The organism is Nocardia coubleae NBRC 108252 (assembly GCF_001612805.1).
Lineage (GTDB): Bacteria > Actinomycetota > Actinomycetes > Mycobacteriales > Mycobacteriaceae > Nocardia > Nocardia coubleae.
In genome coordinates this window covers 38,813-60,378 of record NZ_BDBD01000021.1, presented here as the reverse complement: position 1 = coordinate 60,378, position 21,566 = coordinate 38,813, and the positions used below count along the sequence as shown (strand labels likewise).

General features: G+C 69.1%; 21 protein-coding genes and 1 other RNA gene. 11 read left to right on the top strand and 11 right to left on the bottom strand.

Annotation, left to right across the window (positions count from 1 at the left end):
* Positions 1 to 32 precede the first annotated feature (32 nt).
* A complete protein-coding gene (locus tag NCO8_RS23055; RefSeq protein ID WP_067642213.1) occupies positions 33 to 893 on the bottom strand; it encodes an SDR family NAD(P)-dependent oxidoreductase in 861 nt (286 codons plus the stop codon).
* Between the two features lie 129 nt (positions 894 to 1,022).
* On the bottom strand, positions 1,023 to 1,961 hold the full coding sequence (sigJ, locus tag NCO8_RS23050; protein WP_067487275.1) for an RNA polymerase sigma factor SigJ: 939 nt from the start codon (positions 1,959 to 1,961) through the stop codon (positions 1,023 to 1,025).
* Between the two features lie 111 nt (positions 1,962 to 2,072).
* On the opposite strand from sigJ, the gene NCO8_RS23045 reads away from it, so the two are divergent.
* Positions 2,073 to 2,990 carry a cobalamin biosynthesis protein gene (locus tag NCO8_RS23045; RefSeq protein ID WP_067642212.1) on the top strand — a complete coding sequence of 306 codons (918 nt, stop codon included), beginning with the start codon at positions 2,073 to 2,075 and terminating at the stop codon, positions 2,988 to 2,990.
* A 3-nt stretch (positions 2,991 to 2,993) separates the two neighbouring features.
* Here NCO8_RS23045 and NCO8_RS23040 read toward each other — a convergent pair whose 3' ends face one another.
* Together NCO8_RS23040 and NCO8_RS23035 are read right to left on the bottom strand one after the other, a co-directional pair.
* Positions 2,994 to 3,851, bottom strand: a complete 858-nt coding sequence (locus NCO8_RS23040) for an SURF1 family cytochrome oxidase biogenesis protein (protein WP_067642211.1) — start codon at positions 3,849 to 3,851, stop codon at positions 2,994 to 2,996.
* Positions 3,851 to 4,354, bottom strand: a complete 504-nt coding sequence (locus NCO8_RS23035) for a low molecular weight protein-tyrosine-phosphatase (RefSeq protein ID WP_067642210.1) — start codon at positions 4,352 to 4,354, stop codon at positions 3,851 to 3,853. Before NCO8_RS23035 ends, NCO8_RS23040 begins: the two co-directional genes overlap by 1 nt.
* A gap of 71 nt (positions 4,355 to 4,425) precedes the next feature.
* Here NCO8_RS23035 and NCO8_RS23030 point away from each other — a divergent pair, with 71 nt between their 5' ends.
* The 5 genes from NCO8_RS23030 to NCO8_RS23010 all read left to right on the top strand — a co-directional run bounded on the left by NCO8_RS23030 (position 4,426) and on the right by NCO8_RS23010 (position 10,054).
* Complete coding sequence (locus NCO8_RS23030) at positions 4,426 to 5,610, top strand: pyridoxal phosphate-dependent aminotransferase (protein ID WP_067642375.1); 1,185 nt, start codon at positions 4,426 to 4,428, stop codon at positions 5,608 to 5,610.
* Between the two features lie 94 nt (positions 5,611 to 5,704).
* Positions 5,705 to 6,820, top strand: coding sequence for a Nif3-like dinuclear metal center hexameric protein (locus tag NCO8_RS23025; RefSeq protein ID WP_067642209.1), 1,116 nt, complete (start codon positions 5,705 to 5,707; stop codon positions 6,818 to 6,820).
* 353 nt (positions 6,821 to 7,173) lie between these two features.
* Positions 7,174 to 7,911 (top strand): zinc ribbon domain-containing protein, encoded by a 738-nt coding sequence (locus NCO8_RS23020; protein ID WP_067642208.1) that lies wholly within the window; start codon positions 7,174 to 7,176, stop codon positions 7,909 to 7,911.
* A gap of 17 nt (positions 7,912 to 7,928) precedes the next feature.
* Positions 7,929 to 9,251, top strand: a complete 1,323-nt coding sequence (locus NCO8_RS23015) for a bifunctional RNase H/acid phosphatase (RefSeq protein WP_157105065.1) — start codon at positions 7,929 to 7,931, stop codon at positions 9,249 to 9,251.
* A 98-nt stretch (positions 9,252 to 9,349) separates the two neighbouring features.
* Positions 9,350 to 10,054, top strand: a complete 705-nt coding sequence (locus NCO8_RS23010; protein WP_243749924.1) for a S1 family peptidase — start codon at positions 9,350 to 9,352, stop codon at positions 10,052 to 10,054.
* Between the two features lie 30 nt (positions 10,055 to 10,084).
* On the opposite strand, the gene NCO8_RS23005 is transcribed toward NCO8_RS23010, so the two are convergent.
* Together NCO8_RS23005 and NCO8_RS23000 are read right to left on the bottom strand one after the other, a co-directional pair.
* Entirely contained in the window at positions 10,085 to 10,870 is a 786-nt protein-coding gene (locus tag NCO8_RS23005; protein ID WP_067642206.1) for a helix-turn-helix transcriptional regulator, read from the bottom strand.
* 124 nt (positions 10,871 to 10,994) lie between these two features.
* Positions 10,995 to 11,882, bottom strand: coding sequence for an alpha/beta hydrolase (locus NCO8_RS23000; protein WP_067487303.1), 888 nt, complete (start codon positions 11,880 to 11,882; stop codon positions 10,995 to 10,997).
* A 36-nt stretch (positions 11,883 to 11,918) separates the two neighbouring features.
* Here NCO8_RS23000 and rnpB point away from each other — a divergent pair.
* An RNA gene (gene rnpB, locus NCO8_RS22995) (RNase P RNA component class A) lies at positions 11,919 to 12,328 on the top strand.
* A 61-nt stretch (positions 12,329 to 12,389) separates the two neighbouring features.
* Here the strand turns inward: rnpB and NCO8_RS22990 are convergent.
* Positions 12,390 to 12,752 (bottom strand): hypothetical protein, encoded by a 363-nt coding sequence (locus NCO8_RS22990; protein ID WP_067642205.1) that lies wholly within the window; start codon positions 12,750 to 12,752, stop codon positions 12,390 to 12,392.
* Positions 12,753 to 13,146: 394 nt separating this feature from the next.
* Between NCO8_RS22990 and NCO8_RS22985 the strand changes: the two genes are divergently transcribed.
* A complete protein-coding gene (locus NCO8_RS22985) occupies positions 13,147 to 13,479 on the top strand; it encodes a hypothetical protein (protein WP_067642204.1) in 333 nt (110 codons plus the stop codon).
* 19 nt (positions 13,480 to 13,498) lie between these two features.
* Entirely contained in the window at positions 13,499 to 14,956 is a 1,458-nt protein-coding gene (locus NCO8_RS22980) for an RNB domain-containing ribonuclease (protein ID WP_067642203.1), read from the top strand.
* 156 nt (positions 14,957 to 15,112) lie between these two features.
* Here the strand turns inward: NCO8_RS22980 and NCO8_RS22975 are convergent, their stop codons facing one another.
* The 4 genes from NCO8_RS22975 to panB form a co-directional block, all read right to left on the bottom strand.
* Entirely contained in the window at positions 15,113 to 15,961 is an 849-nt protein-coding gene (locus NCO8_RS22975) for a CHAD domain-containing protein (RefSeq protein WP_067642202.1), read from the bottom strand.
* A gap of 3 nt (positions 15,962 to 15,964) precedes the next feature.
* Entirely contained in the window at positions 15,965 to 16,927 is a 963-nt protein-coding gene (gene pip, locus NCO8_RS22970; RefSeq protein WP_067642201.1) for a prolyl aminopeptidase, read from the bottom strand.
* On the bottom strand, positions 16,927 to 17,358 hold the full coding sequence (locus NCO8_RS22965) for a hypothetical protein (protein WP_067642200.1): 432 nt from the start codon (positions 17,356 to 17,358) through the stop codon (positions 16,927 to 16,929). Before NCO8_RS22965 ends, pip begins: the two co-directional genes overlap by 1 nt.
* 103 nt (positions 17,359 to 17,461) lie before the next feature.
* Positions 17,462 to 18,319 (bottom strand): 3-methyl-2-oxobutanoate hydroxymethyltransferase, encoded by an 858-nt coding sequence (panB, locus tag NCO8_RS22960; RefSeq protein ID WP_067642374.1) that lies wholly within the window; start codon positions 18,317 to 18,319, stop codon positions 17,462 to 17,464.
* A 143-nt stretch (positions 18,320 to 18,462) separates the two neighbouring features.
* On the opposite strand from panB, the gene NCO8_RS22955 reads away from it, so the two are divergent.
* Together NCO8_RS22955 and glnA are read left to right on the top strand one after the other, a co-directional pair.
* Positions 18,463 to 20,064 carry an alpha/beta hydrolase gene (locus NCO8_RS22955; protein ID WP_084457404.1) on the top strand — a complete coding sequence of 534 codons (1,602 nt, stop codon included), beginning with the start codon at positions 18,463 to 18,465 and terminating at the stop codon, positions 20,062 to 20,064.
* A 115-nt stretch (positions 20,065 to 20,179) separates the two neighbouring features.
* Entirely contained in the window at positions 20,180 to 21,520 is a 1,341-nt protein-coding gene (glnA, locus tag NCO8_RS22950) for a type I glutamate--ammonia ligase (protein ID WP_067642199.1), read from the top strand.
* Positions 21,521 to 21,566: the final 46 nt, after the last annotated feature.

Here is a 21,566-nt window from a genome sequence, read left to right as displayed (position 1 = left end):
GGAGTGATGAGCGAATGGTCGGGTTTGCGAGGTCAGTCGACGACCGCGTCGGAGAACACCGGAGGGTTACCGAGGAATGGCCGGTGCGAAGGTGGCTGCTGCCCTCGGGTGTCCTCGACGCCGAGTTCCCGCGCGATCTCGGCGCCGATGAGCACCTGGCCGGTACGGTCCATCAACTCGGGATCGCGCGCGAGGGCATCGATGACACGACCGGTGAATTCCGGCGATTCGGCGGTCGCGGCAAGTCCGTCGTAGGCGCCCGGATTCGCGGCGAACGCGGCCAGCGTGCGCTCGGTCGCGAGCAGACCCATCCAGATCGAGACGACCGCCACGTTCCACGGACGGAAGTCGACGGCCATGTCGTGCGCCATTTTGTCCACCGCCGCCTTGCCCGCACCGTATGCGGGCCCGTGCATATAGCAGGTGCCGCCGAACGACGACGTGTTCACGACCAACCCCGCGCCATTGGCCACCAGCAGCGGTGCGGCGTAGTAGGTGGCGACGTAGCTCGAGCGCATACCCACATCCAGCAGGTCGAGCAAGGTGAGCGGCTTTTCCCAGAACGGCCCCTTTTCGGTGAGGCCGTCGGGTACCGCGAGAGCGTTGTTGACCAGGATGTCGAGCCGTCCGTGCTCGTCGCGAAGACGTGCGAAGAACGACTCGACCTGGGCATCGTCGCGATGGTCGAGCACGACGGGCACGCCGTGGCCGCCGCGGCGGGTGATCTCCTCGGCGGTCGCGAACACCGTGCCCGGCAGTGGGGAATCGCCTTCGTTCCGCGTTCGCCCGGTGACGTAGACCGTCGCCCCGGTTTCCCCCAGCGCGAGCGCGATGCCTTTGCCCGCACCGCGACTCGCGCCGGTCACCACCACGATTCGTTCCGAACCCACCATCGACTCCCTACCCTGTCCGACGGGTCACACCGTGCGACACGTTCCATTACTGAACCGGACCGGCCGGAGGGGGCACAGAGACCTTCCCGATAGCCGGGAAGGTAAAGGCTCGACATGTCACATGTACGGCTAGTCCTCGGCGCGGCCCATGTACCAGTCGGGTGCGCCCTCGGTCGGCAGGTCGCGCAGCTTGTCGGGGTTGCGGACCACGTTGATGGCGACGATGCGGCCGTCGTCGACGACGAACGAGAAGACGCCGATGTGGGTGCCGTCGAACACCACCAGCCCCGGTGCACCGTTGACCAGCACCGCACGGCCCCAGGCATCGGTCGCCGACGGTGCGTGGTACCAGCCGAGCAGCATCTTGGCGATGAGTTCGGCACCGCGCACCGGCTGGCGGATCGCGGGCACCTTGCCGCCACCGTCGGCGGTGAGCACCACCTTCTCGTCCAGCACGCCGAGCAGCGAACTCAGGTCACCCGAGCGCCAGGCCAGGGCGAACGCCGAAACCACCTTCTCCTGTTCGGCGGGCGACGCCGGGAATCGCGGCGTGCCGCTCTCCACGTGCTTACGGGCACGCGAGGCCAGCTGACGCACCGCGGCCGGGGTCCGCCCGACCACCTCGGCGACCTCAGGACCCGACATCCCGAACACGTCCTGGAGCACGAAGGCCGTGCGTTCGGCGGGGGAGAGGGATTCGAGCACGACCAGCAGTGCGGTGGTGACCCGTTCGTCCTGGGTGATGCGGTCGGCTGGATCGTCCATGGTGCTGACCTCCGGTTCCGGCAACCACTCGCCGACGTACTGTTCGCGCCGGGCCCGCGCGGACCCGAGCTGGTCGAGGGCGAGCCTGCCCGTCACGGTGGTGAGCCAGGCGCGCAGATTGTCGATCTCGTCCGCCTTGCCTGCCTCGTGCTGCCGCTGCAGCCGCAGCCACGCCTCCTGCACCACGTCCTCGGCGTCGGCCAAGCTGCCGAGGGTGCTGTAGGCGAGCCTGCGCAGGTAGGCGCGGTGTTCCTCGAAGCGTCGCGCCAGTTCCGCGCGGTCGAGGTTCGCGGTGTCGGTCATCGTGCCAGCCGTTCGGTCGAGAGTGGGCGGGTCGCCCAGGATGCTGTCATGGAGACGACGAAGCAGACGCATCCGGTGTGACATCGCTGCCCCACCGGTTAACCTCGCCCCGTGCACAAGGGGATTTCGACCGCCGCGGGACTGCTGTTCGGTTTCGCACTCGACCGGGTATTCGCCGACCCACGCCGCTGGCATCCGGTGGCCGGATTCGGCACGGCGGCAGCGGCATTGGAACAGCAAACTTACGCCGACGCCCACCGCGCCGGAATCCTGCACGAGACCGTGGCGGTCGGCTCGGTCCTCGCGTTCGCTGCCGTAGCCGCGCGCGGTGGCCTCCTCGCGACAACCCTCGCCACCTGGACCGTTCTGGGCGGCCGCAGCCTGGCCCGGGCCGGCCGCGACATGGCCGACCGGCTCGACGCAGGCGATATCGACGCCGCCCGCGAACTGCTGCCCTCACTGTGCGGACGCGACCCCTCGGTCCTCGACGCCGACGGATTGGCCCGCGCCGCACTGGAATCCATCGCCGAGAACACCTCCGACGCCACCGTCGCACCGCTGCTGTGGGGTGCTGTGGCCGGAGTACCCGGGTTGCTCGGATATCGAGCGGTGAACACGCTCGACGCGATGATCGGCTACCGCAACGAGCGCTACCTGCGTTTCGGCTGGGCAGCCGCCCGCACCGACGATGTGGCGAATCTCGTCCCCGCGCGGGTGACCGGACTGCTCACGGTGGTGCTGGCGCCGCTCGTCGGCGGAACCCCCGGCCAGGCCTGGCAAGCCTGGCGCCAGGACGCGCGCAAGCACCCGAGCCCCAACGCCGGTGTTGTCGAGGCATCGATGGCAGGCGCACTCGGCGTCCGACTCGGAGGCCGCACCCAGTACCGCTACGGAGCGGAACTACGCCCGACACTGGGGACCGGGCGCGCCCCCGAAACCGAAGATCTCCGCAGAGCCGTCCGCATGTCGGAAGCAGTACAGATCGGAGCCGTAGCAGTCAGCGCCGCGCTGGCATTGCTGCGTAGGTGAGCGTCAGCGAGTGCGGCCGTACCGATCAGCGAGACGTGCTTCCGTTGTGGTCTCCTCGGAAGTCGAAGCAGGCTGATCGGTCACCTCGGCTCCGACCTCGCCACGCTCACGACGGCGAGCCCGCATTTCGGCGAACACGAAATACCCGAGCCCGAGCGGAGCCATCACACCGAAGGCCAGCCATTGAAGGCCGTAGGAGAGGTAGGGACCCGCATCCAGTTGGGGGAGGGGAACAGGCGTGAACGCCCCCGGCTGCCCCTCGGCAAGCTGAAGATAACCGCCCTTGTCGGTACCGGTAGGAATCGGCGTCAGCGGGATACCGAGAACGGTGGATTCCTGAGTCGTATCGACCGTGTACACCTGCCGGAACCCGTCCTGCGTGCTCGGCACCTTATCGGGAACAACCCCTTCGGAAGCCCGCACTCGCGCCTCGATCCGCTGCGCCCCGCCTGGCGGCTCGGCAATCGCAGGCGGCCGCGTCCCGTCGACAGCCGCGACCAGACCACGGTCGACGAGCAGAGTACGACCGTCATCGAGCCGGAAGGCGGCGAGAACCGCGTACCCCGGCGCACCGTCGAGGTGGCGCAACCGGACGAGCACCGTCGAATCCGGCAGGAAGGTGCCAGTGGCGATCACCTTCCGCCACTCGGTATGAGTACCGGGATCACCGGCGAGGATGTCGGTAACAGCCACCGGATCGGCCTGCACCGAGTCGGCGATCAGCTGATTGCGGTGCTCGGTGCTGCTGTTCTTGTTCAGCTGCCACGGCGCGAGAATCGTGAAACACAGGTAGGCGAACGCGACGACGACGAGCGCGAGAATCAGCCAGCTCGGCCGCAGCAGAAAGGTGAGTTTGCGCATCAGCGTCGCGCGGCGGCCGGGTCGCGGGCCTCGAGCTCGGCCCACACCCAGTCGAGCAGGCCGGGGACAGCGGCCTCGATCTGGTCGCGGACCAGGTCGAAGTCGGTCTGGTCGCCGTAGTACGGGTCGGGCACGTCGACACCGTCGGCGGCGGGGTCGAAGCTGCGCAGCAGCCTGCGCTGTTCGGTGGGGACGCCTCGGTGGGCGAGTTCCCGGTCGTGGCTGGTGTCGAGCACGACGATCAGGTCGGCGTCGCGATGCTCGTCGCCGAAGGTGGCGGCGATGTGTTCGGCGGCGTAACCGGCGCGGCGCAAGGTGGCGGCGGTACGCGGGTCGGCCGGGTCACCGACGTGCCACGATCCGGTGCCCGCGCTGCTCACCCGCACCCGGTTCGCCAGACCGGCACGGTACAGATGCGCTTCGAACATCTTCGCCGCCATCGGCGACCGGCAGATGTTCCCTGTGCAGACGAAGGTCACGTGCAGCTCTCCCACGGCACCCATTGTCGCCGGTAGGGCCGCGGCGGCGCCACGTAGGGTGTTCAGTTGTGTTCGAGGACTCGGTCGACCCCGCGATGCTGCGCCACCACGGCGACGTGGAAGCGCGCCCGGGCATGCTCGATTTCGCGGTGAACGTCCAGGGCACCGCCCCACCCGCCTGGCTGCGCGCCCGCCTCACCGCACGCCTCACCGACCTCGGCCGCTACCCCGACGCAGGCGAGGAACTCGCCGCCCGCACGGCCGTCGCCGCCCGCCACGGCCGCACCCCCGACGAAGTCCTGTTGCTGGCAGGCGCCGCCGAAGGCTTCGCGATGCTGCCCCGCCTGCGCCCCCGCCTCGCCGCCGTCATCCACCCGTCCTTCACCGAACCGGAACTGGCGTTGCGTGAGGCAGGCGTCCCGGTGGCCCGCGTCGTCCTCGAACGCCCGTACACCCTCGACCCCACCCGGGTACCGGAAGAAGCCGACCTGGTCGTCCTCGGCAACCCCACCAACCCCACCTCGATCCTGCACCCCGCCGAAACCATCCAGGCGCTACGCCGCCCGGGCCGCATCGTCGTCGTAGACGAAGCCTTCGCCGACGCGGTCTTCTACCTCCGAGCGTCGGCGGGTTCGTCGACTGCACGACCCGAGGCCGGTGGCGCCGCGACCCAGCCTGTAGAGGCCGGTGACGCTGCGGCCCACCGTGTGGATGCCGGTGACGCTGCGCCCCCGAGTGCGGATGCCGACGCTGTTCCCGGTGCGGTACGTCCGAAGGGCATCAGTGGCGAACGCGAGTCGCTGGCCGGGCTGAGCGCACCGGACGTCCTGGTGTTGCGCAGTCTCACGAAGACGTGGGCGTTGGCCGGGCTGCGCTGCGGATATGTACTCGGTGCTCCCGAGGTGCTGGCCCGGTTGACCCAGGGTCGTCCGCACTGGCCGCTCGGCACCCTGCAGCTCGAGGCGATCCGCGCCACCGCCGAACCCGCCGCCGTCGCCGAATCCCAGCACCTCGCCCAGCGCATCGCCGCCGACCGCGACGCCATGATCGACCGTCTCACCGCGCTCGGCATCGACGTGCACACCCCGGCCACCGGCCCGTTCCTGCTCCTGCGCGTCACGGACGGCGCACTGGTCCGCAAGCATCTCGCCGACCGTGGCATCGCCGTCCGCCGAGCCGACACCTTCCCGGGTCTCGGCCCCGACTATTTGCGCGTCGCCGTGCGCGGCCGCGCCGAGGTGGATCGGCTGATCGACGGGTTGCGGGCCGCGCTGTGGTGATGTCGATTCCTCGCGGGGCCATATGCGATCAAGGCGAACGAGTGTCGAACCTGCCCACGACGGCGCAGGTCTCAGCGGAGCGAAGGAGGCAGCGGTGACCGACCTGGCCGAACTGATCGGGGTGCTCGACGCGGCGTACCCACCGAAACTGGCCGAATCGTGGGATTCGGTCGGTCTGGTGTGTGGTGATCCGGCGCAAGAGGTTTCGAAGGTGCTGTTCGCCGTAGACGCCACCGCTGCCGTCGTCGACGAGGCGATCGCTTGGGGCGCACAGGCTTTGGTCGTACACCACCCGCTGCTGTTGCGCGGCGTCGACACCGTGGCGGCGAAAACACCGAAAGGCGCCCTGCTGCACCGGCTGATCCGCTCGGACTGCGCCCTGTTCTCCGCGCACACCAATGCCGATTCCGCCGACCCCGGTGTCTCCGACGCGCTCGCCGCCGCAGTCGGCCTCACCGTCACGGGCCCGCTCGACCCCAAACCGGTTGCCCCGATGGACAAGTGGGTCATTCAGGTGCCGCAGACGCACACCGCCGCCTTGATGTCGGCACTGTTCGCGGCCGGCGCGGGCGCGATCGGCGACTACCGCGAGGCGGCCTGGTACACATCCGGCACCGGCCAGTTCCTGCCGGTCGACGGCGCGAACCCGGCCATCGGCGCCGTCGGAACCGTCGAGACCGTCACCGAGGACGCGGTCGAGGTGGTCGCGGCGCCGTCCGCGCGCACCGCGGTCCTGGCCGCCCTGCGCGCCGCCCACCCCTACGAGGAACCGGCCTACCACGTCACCGAACGCGCACCCCTGCCGTCGTCCCTCGGCATCGGCCGCATCGGCGAACTCGCCGAACCCGAGACACTGCGCGAGTTCACCGCCCGCGTGGGCAACGGTCTACCGCGCACTGTCTGGGGTGTGCGGGCCGCGGGCGACCCCGACCGGACGATCAAGCGGGTGGCCGTCTGCGGCGGTGCGGGCGACTCCTACCTCGACGCCGCCATCCGCGCGGGTGTCGACGCCTACCTCACCTCCGACCTGCGCCACCACCCCGTCGACGAACACCTCCGCCGTGGCGGCCCCGCCCTCATCGACGCCGCCCACTGGGCCACCGAATTCCCGTGGTGTGCCCAGGCAGAATCCGTCGTCACCCGTGCGCTGCCCGCCCTCACCACCCGCGTGTCGACCCTTCGCACCGATCCGTGGACGGTCACCGGCTGAGTCACCGCACCCGCTGCGCCCACGAAATCCGGGTGCGCCTGCACGGTCAACCGGCTCCCGTCCGGCGCCGGCTCGGCCTCGCGGTATCGCTCGTCCTTCACAAAAACCGCCTGCTCCGCGAACAACGCGAGCGGAAGGATCACCGGCGCGGAGATGACACAGGTCAGGAACGCGAACGCCGACGCGTGGATCGTCATCCACGCGATGCCGATCATCAGCGGGGTCAGGGCGAGACCGAAGTAGATGACGTTCGATCCGTTCGGTCGCGGATCCGGGTCATGGCGTGTTCGCCTCGTGCGGCGCGGTACGGTTGATCGATCCATCCGTCCACCGTGTTCAGGAGTTCGTGCCCGTTGAATGTCGAACCGTCGGTCCAGTCCAAGCTGTTGCAGCTCGCCGCTGTCGATGCCGAGCTGACGCGGATCGCGCACCGGCGCACCGCGCTGCCCGAACAGCAGGAGGTCGCGCGGCTGGCGGCCGAACGCAACGGCTACAAGGACGCCGCGGTCGCGGTCGAGATCGGCATCGACGACCTGGATCGTGACATCCGCAAACTCGAGGGTGAGGTCGAGGCGGTGCGCAAGCGTGAGGACCGCGACCGCGCCATGCTCACCTCGGGCTCCGTCGCCGCCAAACAGCTCTCCGAACTCCAGCACGAATTGGGCAGCCTGGAACGCCGTCGCGCCGTCCTCGAGGACGAACTGCTGACCGTGATGGAGCAGCGTGAGGCGATGGCCGCCGACCACGACCACGCCGGTGCCCGGCTCAGCAAGGCCGACCAGGACCTGGCCGACGCCGAACGCCTGCGCGACGAGGCGATGGCCGACCTGGAGGTCGCCCAGCAACGGTGCGAGAACGACCGCGCCGCCCTGATCGGCCTGTTCCCCGGCGAACTGCTCGCCGTCTACGACAAGCAGCGCGCCGCCCACGGTGTCGGTGCCGCCCTGCTGCAGGCCCGCCGCTGCGGTGCGTGCCGCATCGAGATCGACCGCGGTGAGATGCAGCGCATCGCCAAGGCCGCACCCGACGCGGTGGTCCGCTGCCCCGAATGCGGCGCGATCATGGTGCGCACCAAGGAATCCGGACTGTGAGCGCTGGGCCGGTTGGCGTGCGTGAGGTGATCGTCGAAGCCGACGGCGGCTCACGCGGCAATCCCGGCCCGGCCGGCTACGGCGCGGTGGTCTTCGCCGACGACCATGTGCGCGTGCTGGCCGAACGCAAGGAATATGTCGGCGTCACCACGAACAATGTGGCCGAATACCGTGGTCTGATCGCGGGTCTGGAAGCCGCGACCGAACTCGGTGCGCGGGTGGTGACGGTACGCATGGACTCCAAGCTCGTCGTCGAACAGATGTCGGGCCGCTGGAAGATCAAGCACGCCTCCATGATTCCGCTCGCCGAACAGGCACGTCGGCTGGTCGCCGGTTTCGAGCGCGTGAGCTTCACTTGGATCCCGCGCGCCGAGAACTCCCACGCCGACCGGCTGGCGAACGAGGCGATGGACGACGGCGCCCTCGTCGGCACCGTTCGCGAGTCTCTCGCCGCGGGCTACACGCCGGGAGATCAGGTCGCCCTCGGCGCGGCAGATGATCGAGCCGCAGCCGAGGTGGAGCCGAGCGTCGTCGCCGACGACGAAGCATCGACTACTTCGGGCGTAACCGTGACCCCGGCCGGCGACAAGGCCGCTGTCACGCCGACGGGCGAGCAGGTGGCTGTCACGCCGACAGGTGAGCAGATCGTCGTCGGTGGCGCGGACAAGACGGAATCGCCTGCCGCCCAAAAAGTTTCCACCTATTCCCCGGGCTGGACCGGCGCCATCGGCCGCCCCACCCGCCTGCTCCTGCTGCGCCACGGCCAAACCGAGCTGTCGGTGCAACGCCGCTACTCCGGCCGCGGCAACCCGCCCCTCACCGACCTCGGCCGCGAACAGGCCGATCGCGCCGCGAAAATGCTTGCCGCCAAAGGCGATATCGCCGCCGTCGTGAGCTCACCGCTGCAGCGGGCCTGTTCCACCGCCGAGGCCGCCGCCACCGCACTCGATGTGCCCCTGCGCATTCTCGACGGCCTCATCGAAACCGATTTCGGCCAGTGGGAAGGACTCACCTTCGCCGAAGCGGCACAGCGCGATCCGGCGCTGCACGCCGACTGGCTGGGCGACCCGTCGATCCCCGCGCCCGGTGGCGAGAGCTTCGACCAGGTGCGCGAACGGATCGAGGGTGTACGCCGCGACCTGGTGGCGCTGTATCCCGGTGAGAACGTCGTCGTGGTCAGTCATGTCACCCCCATCAAGACCTTGCTGCAGCTGGCGCTCGGGGTCGGCCCGTCGCTGCTCTACCGGTTGCATCTGGACCTGGCGTCGCTGTGTATCGCCGAGTTCTATCCCGACGGTGGCGCTTCGGTGCGCCTGGTCAACGACACTTCCTATCTCTGAGGTGGCCCCGTGTCACCCGGGCGCGGTACGGTCGCCCGGGTTCGCGATGCGCGTCACGTCGACGCATAGCCGGTCGCGGCCGTGGAGAAAGGTACTTGATGAAGTTTCTACGGATGGCGGCGTTCGCGGCGGCCATCGCGGGGGCGCTCACCACGTCTGCCGGTGTAGGCAGCGTGTCGGCTGATCCGAGCGTGGTGCTCGGTGCCGGTTCGGGCATCGTCTTCGACAACAACTCCGGCTGCTCGCTCACGGCCATCGGCCACGACAACGCGGGCCGGCTGGTCGGTCTCACCGCCGGGCACTGCGCGTCGACCGGTGCCAAGGTCGGCGCGGAGCAGGCGCTGCACGCCGGCGTGATCGGTACCGTCGCCTTCTCCGACGACGGTGACTACCTGGATTTCGCTGTGCTGCAACTGGATGCGTCCAAGGTGGTGCCCACGCGCACAATAGGCCAGACCACCGTGGCGGGCCTGGGCCCCGCGCCCGCGCCGGGCTCCACCGTGTGCTCCGACGGGCGCACCAGCGGCCGCAGCTGTGGTGTGGTGTGGGGTGAGCTCGAGGGCAACTCGATCAACCAGTACTGCTCGCAGCCGGGCGATTCCGGTGGTCCGGTGGTTGTCGGTGACCGGCTCGTCGGCATGAACCAGGGCAGGCTCACCGGCCTCGGCCCCGTGGACTTCGACGTGCCGTGCACCAACGGCGCCAACCCGATCCACTCGCCCGCCTACTTCCAGCCGATCGAGGTGATCCTCGACGTGGTGAATCGCGCGGGTGGGGTCGGCGCGGGCTTCCAGCCGATCTGATCGCCGCACGAAACACGCAGGGGCGCAGCATCATCGCGATGCTGCGCCCTGTTTCATGACGGTGGCGGTGAAGTCGTCGAGTGGGTAGAAGAACTCGACGGCCAGCTCCGACAGGGTCACGTCGGCGGGTGCGCCGAAGGTGGCCATGGTGGAGAACATCGACAGCGTGCCCGCTGGGCTGGTGATGCGGATCGGCACCTGGAACGGGCCCGTCGGTTCGGGTCTGCCCGGCGAATCCCGCGGCGCCGCATAGTCGTTCACTTCGTCGTAGAGCGCGCGTAGTCGTGCGTCGCCGGTCGACTCGGCCTGCCGCAGCAGTCGTTCGAGGAACAGTTCCCTGACCTGGTGCAGGTTCTCCAAGCGTCCGGCGAGACCGTCGGGGTGCAACACCAGGCGGTAGACATTGGGCCGGGGGAGCAGCAGGTGCTCGGGTACTCCGCTCATCAGCAGTGGCATGGCCGCATTGCCCGCCACCACATCCCACCACCGGTCCACGACCACCGCCGGATACGGTTCGTGCGCGCGCAGCATGGTGTCGATCGCGGCTCGCGCGGCCGCGAGCTCGGCGTCATCGAGCCGCGACTCCCGGTAGGCGGGGGCGAACCCGGCCGCCAGCAACAACGTATTCCGTTCCCGCAGCGGTACTTCCAGTGCCTCGCACAACCGGAGCACCATCGCCCGGCTCGGCTGCGATCGCCCCGTCTCCACATACGACAGGTGTCGCGCCGAAGTATCGGCCACCAACGCCAGATCGAGCTGACTCAGCTTGCGCCGCTGCCGCCACTCCCGCACCAGCGAACCGATCCGCGCCTCCATCACCACCCGACCCTATCCACCACGCCGACAGCGGCACCATGACCTGTGAGGTCATTGCGGCGCCGTCACCGCCTGAGCCGGTTCTCGGTGCCATCCTGTTCGGCGCAGACGGATGCCCGCGTGATCAGGGGCGCAGGATCGACACCAGGAAGTCGGTCTGGTCGCGCACGACCTGTTCGAAGACGTCGTCGAAGTACACGTCGAAGTGGCCGACCGGGTACTCCTTGACCACCGCGTGTTTGGTGCGTGCGGCGGCCTTGCGGGTGGGACCGGACGGTGCGACGGAATCGTTCTCGGCGATCGTGTACAGCACCGGGACCTTCAGCGACTTGGCGCGTCGGCCGGGGGCGTCGAACAGGGTGGAGAAAGCCACGCGCGCACCCACTTTGGGATCGTAGGTCGGGCTCTCCTCGGCGAGCCTGCCGAAGCCCTCGGGCACATCGGAGGCACTCATCAGGGCGGCGGCGCGTTTGCGGCCTGCCAGGCGGATGCGAATCGGCTTGCGGCGCAACGGGCCGAACAGCAGATCGGTCATGGCGACGGTCGCCACCTTGGTCAGGCTGATCGGTCCCTTGGCTCGCGCCGACGCCCAGCCACTGGTGAACGGCACCTGGGCGACCACGGCCGCCAGATAGTCGTCGTCGGGAGCGACGGAAAGCACATGCCCACCACCGAAAGATGTGCCCCACAATGCGATGCGGGTGGCGTCGAAGCCGCGGATGCTGCGCGCGTACGCGATCGCGGCCTTCCAGTCCTGACGCTGCCTGGCGATATTGAGCACCTGGCGGGGCGCACCCTCACTGGCGCCGAAATGCCGATAGTCGAAGGCCAGCACCCCCATTCCCGCCGCGACGAAGCGTCGCGCATACCGATCCAACCCCATCTCGCGGGTCGCCCCCAGCCCGTGTCCCATGATCACCAGCGGACGCGGCCTCGGCGCACCATCGGGGAGGTAGAGCCATGCGGCGCATTGCTGGTCACCCGATGGGAAACTGACGTCGACACGTTCCATGACTGATAACCGTACCGAGTACCATGGCGGAGCGGACGAGTCGGCCGGGCGACCGCGGTGACGGGAACGGGCACATCGGTGTCGCCGCCCGCCACCGAGGAAAGTCCGGACTCCACAGAGCAGGGCGGTTGTTAACGGCAACCCGGGGTGACCCGCGGGACAGTGCCACAGAAAACAAACCGCCGCACGCTCAACGTGCGGTAAGGGTGAAACGGTGCGGTAAGAGCGCACCAGCGCCCCGGGTGACCGGGGCGGCTAGGTAAACCCCGCCCGGAGCAAGGTCGAAGGCCGCACCGGCGACGGTGCGGCTGCGCAGGTGTTCGAGGGCTGCTCGCCCGAGCCTGCGGGTGGACCGCTCGAGGCACCCGGCGACGGTGTGTCCAGATGGATGGTCGCCCCCCGGCGCGAGCCGGGGACAGGATCCGGCTTACAGGCCGGCTCGCCCGCCCAGGAAACGACGAAGGCGGCGGTCCCGCACGGGACCGCCGCCTCGTCTGTCCGGGGGACTCAGCACATCAGCTTGGCCATGTCGTAGACCGCGCGCGCTTCCTGCTCCGTGGCCGAGACGGAGCCGTTGGTCGAGCTCTTCACGATCCCGGCGATGGTGTCGGCCTCGGACTTGCCCGCCTTGATGTCGGAGCACGTCTGGTTGAGCACCCCGCTCACCGCTAGGTCGTCACGGCCTGCGGCCAGCTTCGGGAAAGCGTTGCGATAGCTCACCACAAACATGCCGGCCTTGCCGGGATCGACCTGAACGGCCGGGGTGGTGGTTGCGGGGGCTGCGGCGGTGGACGAGTCCTCGCCGCAACCGGTCAGAAGCAGGGCGAAGACGGCGGTGCCTGCCGCGAGGGCGGCGGTAGTTCTACTCACGCAGCGGGATGCTAGCGGCCCAGGGAACAAGGCGCCTCCCGTCAGGTTAACGGGAGGCGACATGTTGATTCGTGAGGCGGTGAGTCAGGCGGGGTTGATCATCAGCACCTGGGCCCAGTAGGTGGCCTGGTCAGGCCCGAGGATCGGCAACAGGTAATCGTAAATCAGCGACGACATACGCTCGGAACTCCCATTTATCGACGTGGGTGCAACACTTTCCGGCTGGTGCCGGATGTGCCGCCGCCACAGTAACAATTCGTGCGAGACGCGCGACGGGGCGGTGAATATGCGCGGGAACTCGTCGGGAACGTGAGCGAGGTCATAGAGTGTTGCCCGTCGGCAGGGCCCATTGTGCGGGCTCAACACATCGATCGCGGAAGCAGGTCACATTTCCATGCGGGTAGTTCGTTCCATTGTCGCCGGTGCATTGATCGCCGGAGCCGCCGCGGTGCTCACCTCGATGGGTGCCGGTTCGGCGAGTGCGGTCGCGGTGACCCCGCTGCCCGGCGGGGTCCAGGTCGACCTGAGCCCGGCCGATACCGCCTGGGTGCACCAGAACAAGTTCGGCCGGACCGTCGCCGGTCTGCCGCATCCGTCGGCGGCCTCGTTCGGTCAGGCGCTCGACGCGGCGGCCGCCGTGTCGTCGTCGGTGCCGGGTGGCCGGGTCACCTTCACCGTGTACGGCCCGTTCGATCAGCTCAACGGCACCATGCTGGCACTGCAGTAGAACTCGCTACGCTGCCAGGATGGAACTCCATCAACGGATCGTCTCGGCGCCGGTCGATTTCGGCGCCATCCGTTCCGAATTCGGACTGGCCTCGGACTATCCGGCCGAGGCTGTCTCCGAGGCCCGCGACGCGGTCGACGCGTTCGCGGGCACCCGGGTGGATCGCACCGACCTCGAGCTGGTGACCATCGACCCTCCCAGCGCCATGGATCTGGACCAGGCGCTGCATCTCGAACGCACCGCGACCGGTTTCACCCTGCACTACGCCATCGCCGATCTCGGCGCGGTGATCGTGCCCGGCGGTGCCCTTGCCCGCGAATCCGAATCACGCGGCCAGACCTTCTATCTCCCCGACGGCACCGTGCCGCTGCATCCGCCCGTGCTGTCGGAGGGGACCGCGAGCCTGCTGCCCGGTGTCGACCGGCCCGTCGCGCTGTGGACCGTCGAACTCGACAACGACGCCGCGCCCCTTCGCTTTTCGGTCGAGCGCGCCCTTGTGCGCTCCCGGGAACGCTTCGACTATCAGCAGGTCCAGGCCGCCGCCGACGCCGGGACGCTGCACCCCTCGCTGGCCGCGCTACCCGAATTCGGGCGGCTGCGGATCGAGGCCGGTCTCGAGCGTGGCGCGATCTCGCTGCGACTGCCTGCCCAGGACGTGGTGCGCCACGGCGACAACTGGCGCCTCGACCTGGAACCGCGCACCGCCGCCGACGACTGGAACGAGCAGGTCTCCCTGCTCACCGGTATGTGCGCGGCACGAATCATGCTCGACCACAAGGGAACCCGGGTCGGCCTGCTGCGCACGATGCCGCCGCCGCCCGACACCGCCGTCGCCTCGATGCGTCGCACCGCCGCCGCCCTCGACATCGCTTGGCCCGACGATCTGCCGGTCGGCCGCATGCTGGCAGCACTCGACCCCAACACCCCGGCCGGGCTGGTCCTGATGTCGGAGGCGACCACCCTGCTGCGCGGCGCCGGCTACACCCTGCTCGCCGACCTCGACGACCCCACTCCCGATCAGCTGACGCACAGCGCAATCGGCGCCCCCTACGCCCACGTCACCGCCCCGCTGCGCCGCCTGGCCGACCGCTTCACCACCGAGATCTGCCTGGCGCACTGTGCGGGCACCGAGGTACCGCAGTGGGTGCTCGACGGCTTGGCGCCCGCCGCGGAAACCCTGCGCCGCACCGATTCCCTCGCCAACAAGGTCGACCGCGCGTGCGTCGACCTCACCGAGGCCACCATCCTCGGCCCCCGCGTCGGCACCGACTTCGCCGCCCTGGTCCTGCGCGAGGCCAACGGTTCCCGCGACGCGGAGATCTTCGTCGACGAACCACCGATCCTGGCGCGCTGCGCGGGCAAGCCACCGGAAGGCGAACGGGTCTCCGTGCGCCTGCGCACCGCCGATCCCGCGACGAGAACCATCGAATTCGCCTATTCCGCCGATGGGAACGGCGCGCCCGCCGGCATCGAGTGAGCCCCGGCGCGCGTCGAGGTCGACGCGCTGCCGACGTTTTCGAATCCGCTGCGACCGATGGGGCATCGATCCTGCACGGCGGCAAAGCCTTTCGGTCGACACTCAGTTCGGCATGCCGTGGCCGGTGTCGTGCGTGACAGCCGGGTTCGCCGGTGGTCAGTCGGTCGAGATGAACGCCGCGGCAGCGGGATAACCCGCGATGGCCCGGCCCGCCGCGGCTTCCTCGGTGTCGGCGAGGAGTTCGTAGACGGTGGCGTCGGTGGAATCGCCTGCGGCGGCGAGGATGGCCTCGCGGGATTCCACGGCGTCGCGGTGGTCGCCCAGGACCGATTGCAGGCGTTTGGCACGCGTGCCCAGTTCGGTGGCGTCGGTGCCGAGAACCTCGCCTGCCGCTTCGCAGGAATAACGTAAACGCTTGGCGCCCTTGCGGATGTCGTGCAGCAGTTCCACCCGGTCGGCGGGGGTCGCGGTCGGCTCGGCGAAGACCAGTTTGCGCAGGCGTTTTCGGTCGCGGCCGAGCACGCGCGCGAACACGTCGTCCGCGTCGTCGCCCGCGAGGGAATCGTCGAGCGGGGGATCGGTGCGCCATGTGGTGAGCACCTCGCGCAGGGCCGCGTACCGCTTGCCGTCGAGAGCGGTGAGGATCTCCTCATGGGCCTGGGCGTAGGCGTCGTCGGCGGCGCCGACCAGGCGGCGGGTGACCTCGGTGGGCACCTCGCCGAACCCGTCGAGCAGTTTCGTGAACCGCTCACCCCGGACCTCCGCGTCGCGGGCGACCCCGAGCAGTTCCGCGAGCCACTTCAGCTCCGTCACGGTTTCCGCGGCGGCGTCGCTGTCGAAAAGCTTGCGGTAGGAACGCAATACGCTGCGCAACCGGCGGGTGGCCACCCGCATCTGGTGCACGGAGTCCTCGGCGTCGGCGCGGACATCGGGTTCGGCGGCGAGCAGCCGGTCGATGTCCTCGCGCAGTGCCGCGACGACGGCGGGTCCGGCTTCGATCGCCATGTGTCAGTCTCGCTTCCCGAACAGGTCGGTCGCCTCGACCAAGTGGTGGGTGATGCCGGGCTCGTGCGCGGTGTGCGCGGCGTCCTCGACAATGTGCAGGGTGGAGCCGGGCCAGGCGTTGTGCAGTTCCCAGGCGCTCACCGCGGGGCACACCACGTCGTGGCGGCCCTGCACGATCACTCCGGGGATGTCGGCGATCCGATGGATGTCACGCAGCAACTGTCCCTCGTCGAGGAATCCGCCGTGCCGGAAATAGTGGTTTTCGATGCGGGCGAAGGCGAGAGCGAAGCGTGGCTCACCGGTCTCGGCGACCCGATCCGGGTGCGGCAGTAGCGAACTCGTGGCGCCTTCCCACGTCGACCAGGCTACGGCGGCGCCGAGCGCGATCTCCGGATCCGGCGAATGCAGCAGCCGGTGATACACCTCGACGAGGTCGTCCTCGCGCTCCTCGGGCGGCACCGGTGCCAGGAACTTCGCCCATTCGGCGGGGTAGATGTTGCCCGCCGCGCCGTTGTAGTACCAGTCGATCTCCTTGCGCCGCAACAGGAAGATGCCGCGCAACACCAGCTCGGTGACCCGCTCCGGATGCGCCTGGGCGTAGGCGAGGCCGAGGGTGGAACCCCACGACCCGCCGAACACCTGCCAGCGTTCGACCCCGAGGTGCTCGCGCAGTGCCTCCATGTCGGCGATCAGGTGCGGTGTGGTGTTGAACTCGAGGCTCGCCCCATCGGCGATGTGCGGCACCGACTTTCCGCACCCGCGCTGATCGAACAACACGATCCGGTACACCGCAGGATCGAAGAAACGGCGTTGCAGCGGACCGGTTCCGCCGCCGGGTCCGCCGTGCACGAACACCACCGGCTTGCCGTCGGGGTTGCCGCTGACCTCCCAGTACACCGACTGGCCGTCGCCGACATCGAGAAGACCTTTGTCGAAGTGTTCGATCTCTGGGTACAGGGTGCGCATCAGAACGCCAATCCCGCGGCGAGGTTCGGCAGGTCGAGTGCGGTGAGCGTCTCGGTGCGCACATCGGGGCAGGCCTCGGTCGTCACCCGGTCGATCATCGCCTTGTCGGCCAGCACGTGCCCGTTGATGCCGCCGTTGCGCAGCGCCCACTCGTGCACCATCGTGTTCAGGGCGAGCCGGCCGAGCGTCGGGCCCTGCACCCGGAAGTTCGACAGCTCAGGGCGGATCATGTCGCACAACTGGTTCGCCGAGGAGTCGCTGATCTCCAGCGTGGTGCTCGGCGTCGCGGTCTTGGTGGTGGTGGCACCGGCGGTCGTGGTCGTGGCGGACCCGCCCGGGGTGACTTCCGCACCGCCACAGGCTGTCAGGGTCACGGCGGCGAGAACACCGGTGACAACGAGCCCGGGACTGGTCTTCCATCGGCGATGCATGCGTACCTCTTCGAGTCGGCTGATTCGACTCCGAGTCTGCCACCTCGTCGACCGCCGCGCCGCTGCCTGGCCCCGCCGGACGACGGGGCCGGGTGTGCGCGGATCAGAAGCTGTGCTCGGGCCCCGGGAAGGTGCCCTGACGCACCTCGTCGGCGTAAGCGGCTGCGGCGGAACGCAATTCGTCGCCCACATTGCCGAACCGCTTCACGAACTTGGCGGTCTTGCCGCTGGTGTAGCCCGCCATGTCCTGCCAGACCAGCACCTGGGCATCACAATCGGCGCCCGCGCCGATTCCGACGGTCGGGATGGTCAGCTTGCGGGTGACCTGCCCGGCCAGCTCGGCGGGCACCATCTCCATCACCACGGAGAAGGCACCGGCCTCCTGCACGGCGATGGCGTCGGCGACGAGCTGCTCGGCACCGTCGCCGCGACCCTGCACCCGGAAACCGCCGAGCGTGTTCACGCTCTGCGGGGTGAAACCGATGTGGGCCATCACGGGAATGCCCGCCGCGGTGATGAGCGCGATCTGCTCGGCGACCCGCTCGCCGCCCTCCAGCTTCACCGCGTGCGCGCCGCCCTCCTTCATGAAACGGGTGGCGGTGGCCAACGCCTGCTGGGGCGAGGACTCGTAGGTGCCGAACGGCAGGTCGGCGACCACCAGGGCGTTCGGCGCACCGCGCACCACGCCACGGACCAGCGGGATCAGCTCGTCCACGGTGATCGGCACGGTGGTGTCGTAGCCGTACACGACGTTGGCGGCGGAATCGCCGACCAGCAGAACAGGGATGCCCGCCTCTTCGAACAGGCGGGCCGAGGAGTAGTCGTAGGCGGTCAGCATCGACCAGCGCTCACCCTCGGCCTTCATCTGCTGCAGATGCTGGACGCGGGTCTTGCGGCGAGGCTTGGGGGTGGCAGCGGGAGCGGCACCGTAGGCAGGGCTCTGCTCATCGGATACGGACATCATCGTCCCTACTTTCGTCTGGTTCCTCGAGGCCCGTAGCGGGTCCCCGGGTTTTTCTGACGCATCCAGTGTGCCACCTCGCCCCGAACCGTTTTAAGGGCGTGGCCGGTGGGATCGGTCACACTGGCGCTTCGGTTACCGTGATGGCGAGCCCGTTCGGGTGCGTCGTGTTGCGCCGCCCGGCGCGGAAAGGTTGGCCAACTGTGCAGCGAGGCAGGCTCGTCGTTGTTCTCGGCGCGATCTGCGCGCTGGTCGCCACCGGATGCGGAACCGGCAGCGACAGCGCCACCCCGCCCACTCCGCTGCCGCCGTCACCCCCCGGGCTGAATGATTTCTACGAACAGCGCATCGACTGGGGTTCCTGCGAGGAGTTCGGCAGCCCGGAGGAACGGCTGCCGCCGAGCACCCAGTGCGCGCGCGTCACCGTGCCGATCGATTACGCCCGGCCCGACGGTCCGACCGCCCAGATCGCGTTGTCGCGCATCCCGGCCAGGGGAGACAAGATCGGGTCGCTGCTGATGAATCCGGGCGGCCCAGGCGTCTCCGGGCTGTCGATGGTCACCGTCGGGCACCGCACCGAGCTGGCCGAACGATTCGATCGCATCGGTTTCGATCCGCGTGGCGTCGGCTCCTCGCTGCCCGCGATCGTCTGCCTGACCCCGCCCGAAGCCGATGCCGAGCGCGCCGAACCGCCCACCGACAACACCCCCGCGGGCATCGCCGAAGCCGAAGCCGAGAACCGCGAATACGCCGGTCGTTGCGCCGAGCGCTCGGGCCTCGACCTGCTCGGTCATGTCGGCACCCGCGAGGTCGTCCAGGACATGGACGTGCTGCGCTCGGCCCTCGGTGACGCGAAACTGACCTACCTCGGCTACTCCTACGGCACCCGCCTCGGCGCCGCCTACGCCGAGAAGTACCCGCAGAACGTGCGCGCGATGGTCCTCGACGGCGCCGTCGACTCCTCCCAGGAGCCGGTGCAGGAATCGCTGCGCCAGGCGGCGGGCTTCCAAGGCGTGTTCGACGCCTACGCCGCCGACTGCGCGAAGAGCGCCGACTGCCCGCTCGGCACCGACCCGGCAGGCGCCGTCGCCCGGTTCCGGCAACTCGTCGACCCGCTGCAAGCCGCCCCGGCCCGCACCGAGGATCCACGCGGCCTGAGCTACAACGACGCCATCACCGGCGTCCAGCAGGCCCTCTACAGCGACGAGATGTGGCCCCTGCTCACCCGCGGCCTCACCGAGCTGCAGGGCGGCACGGGGGACACCCTGCTGCAACTGGCCGACCTCTACGACGGCCGCCGGTCCGACGGCACCTACGCCAACACCCAGGACGCCTTCAACGCCATCCGCTGCGTCGACGACCCGCGCATCACCGATCCCGCGGTCGTCGCCCGTCAGGACGCCGAATACCGCAGGGCCGCACCATTTCTCGACGACGGCAAGGGCACCGGCGCCGCCCCGCTGGAACTGTGCGCGACCTGGCCGGTGCCGAACACGAGCGAACCGCACCGGATATCGGCGCCCGGCGTCGCGAAGATCGTGGTCGTCTCCACCACCGAGGACCCGGCCACCCCGTACCAGGCCGGTGTCGACCTGGCCGAGCAACTCGGCGCCGCGCTCGTCACCTTCCGGGGCAACCGGCACACCGCCGCCCTCGTCGCCGGCGACCGATGCCTCGACGACGCCGTCATCGCCTACCTCACCGAACTCGCCACGCCCGCGCCCGGACTCACCTGCGGCGGGTGAGAGACCGCGCACACCGCCCGGTCGCGCCAGGTGAGAAGTGCGGACGATGTGACGTGATAGCAAACGAGTCGGCGTATGTAACACGGATTTAACGCCGGGTGCCTACGCTCGCCGTATGGATCGCCAGAAGGAATTCGTGCTGCGGACGCTCGAAGAGCGGGACATCCGCTTCGTACGTCTCTGGTTCACCGATGTGCTGGGCTACCTCAAGTCCGTCGCCATCGCCCCCGCCGAGCTCGAAGGCGCCTTCGAGGAGGGCATCGGCTTCGACGGCTCGGCCATCGAAGGCTTCGCGCGCGTGTCCGAGGCGGACATGGTCGCCCGGCCCGATCCGTCGACCTTCCAGGTGCTGCCCTGGGCCAGTTCCAAGGGCCACCAGCATTCGGCGCGCATGTTCTGCGACATCACCATGCCCGACGGTTCGCCGTCGTGGGCCGATCCGCGCCACGTGCTGCGCCGTCAGCTGAACAAGGCCGCCGACGTGGGCTTCAGCTGCTACGTGCACCCTGAGATCGAGTTCTTCCTCTTGGAGAACCAGCTCAAGGACGGCTACCAGCCGATGCCCGCCGACAACGGCGGCTTCTTCGACCAGGCCGTGCACGACTCGGCGCCCAACTTCCGCCGCCACGCCATCGACGCGCTCGAGTCGATGGGCATCTCGGTGGAGTTCAGCCACCACGAGGGCGCGCCCGGTCAGCAGGAAATCGACCTACGCTACGCCGACGCGCTATCCATGGCCGACAACGTGATGACCTTCCGCTACCTCATCAAGGAGGTGGCGATCGACGAGGGTGTGCGCGCGACCTTCATGCCCAAGCCGTTCTCCCAGTACCCCGGCTCGGCCATGCACACCCACATGAGTCTGTTCGAGGGCGAGTCCAACGCCTTCGCCGACCCGGACGACCCGAACAACCTGTCGGGCACCGCGCGCTCGTTCATCGCGGGCATCCTCGAGCACGCCCCGGAGATCAGCGCGATCACCAACCAGTGGGTCAACTCCTACAAGCGCCTCATCCACGGCGGCGAGGCCCCCACGGCCGCGTCCTGGGGTCGTTCGAACCGCTCGGCGCTGGTCCGTGTGCCGATGTACACGCCGAACAAGTCGTCGTCGCGCCGCGTCGAGATCCGCAGCCCCGATTCGGCCTGCAACCCCTACCTCACCTTCGCGGTGCTGCTCGCGGCCGGTCTGCGCGGCATCGAAAAGGGGTACAACCTGCCGCCCGAGGCCGAGGACGACGTGTGGTCGCTGACCGACGCCGAGCGCCGTGCGATGGGCTTCCGCTCGCTGCCGGGCACCCTCGACGAGGCACTACAGGCGATGGAGCGCTCGGAGCTGGTCGCCGAGACCCTCGGCGAGCACGTCTTCGACTTCTTCCTGCGCAACAAGCGCCGCGAATGGGCCGACTACCGCAGCCAGGTCACCCCCTGGGAGCTCAAGGAATACCTCAGCCTGTAATTCCTGCGCCGGGGATCCGGCGTGACGCTGTCGTTGCCCGGACCAT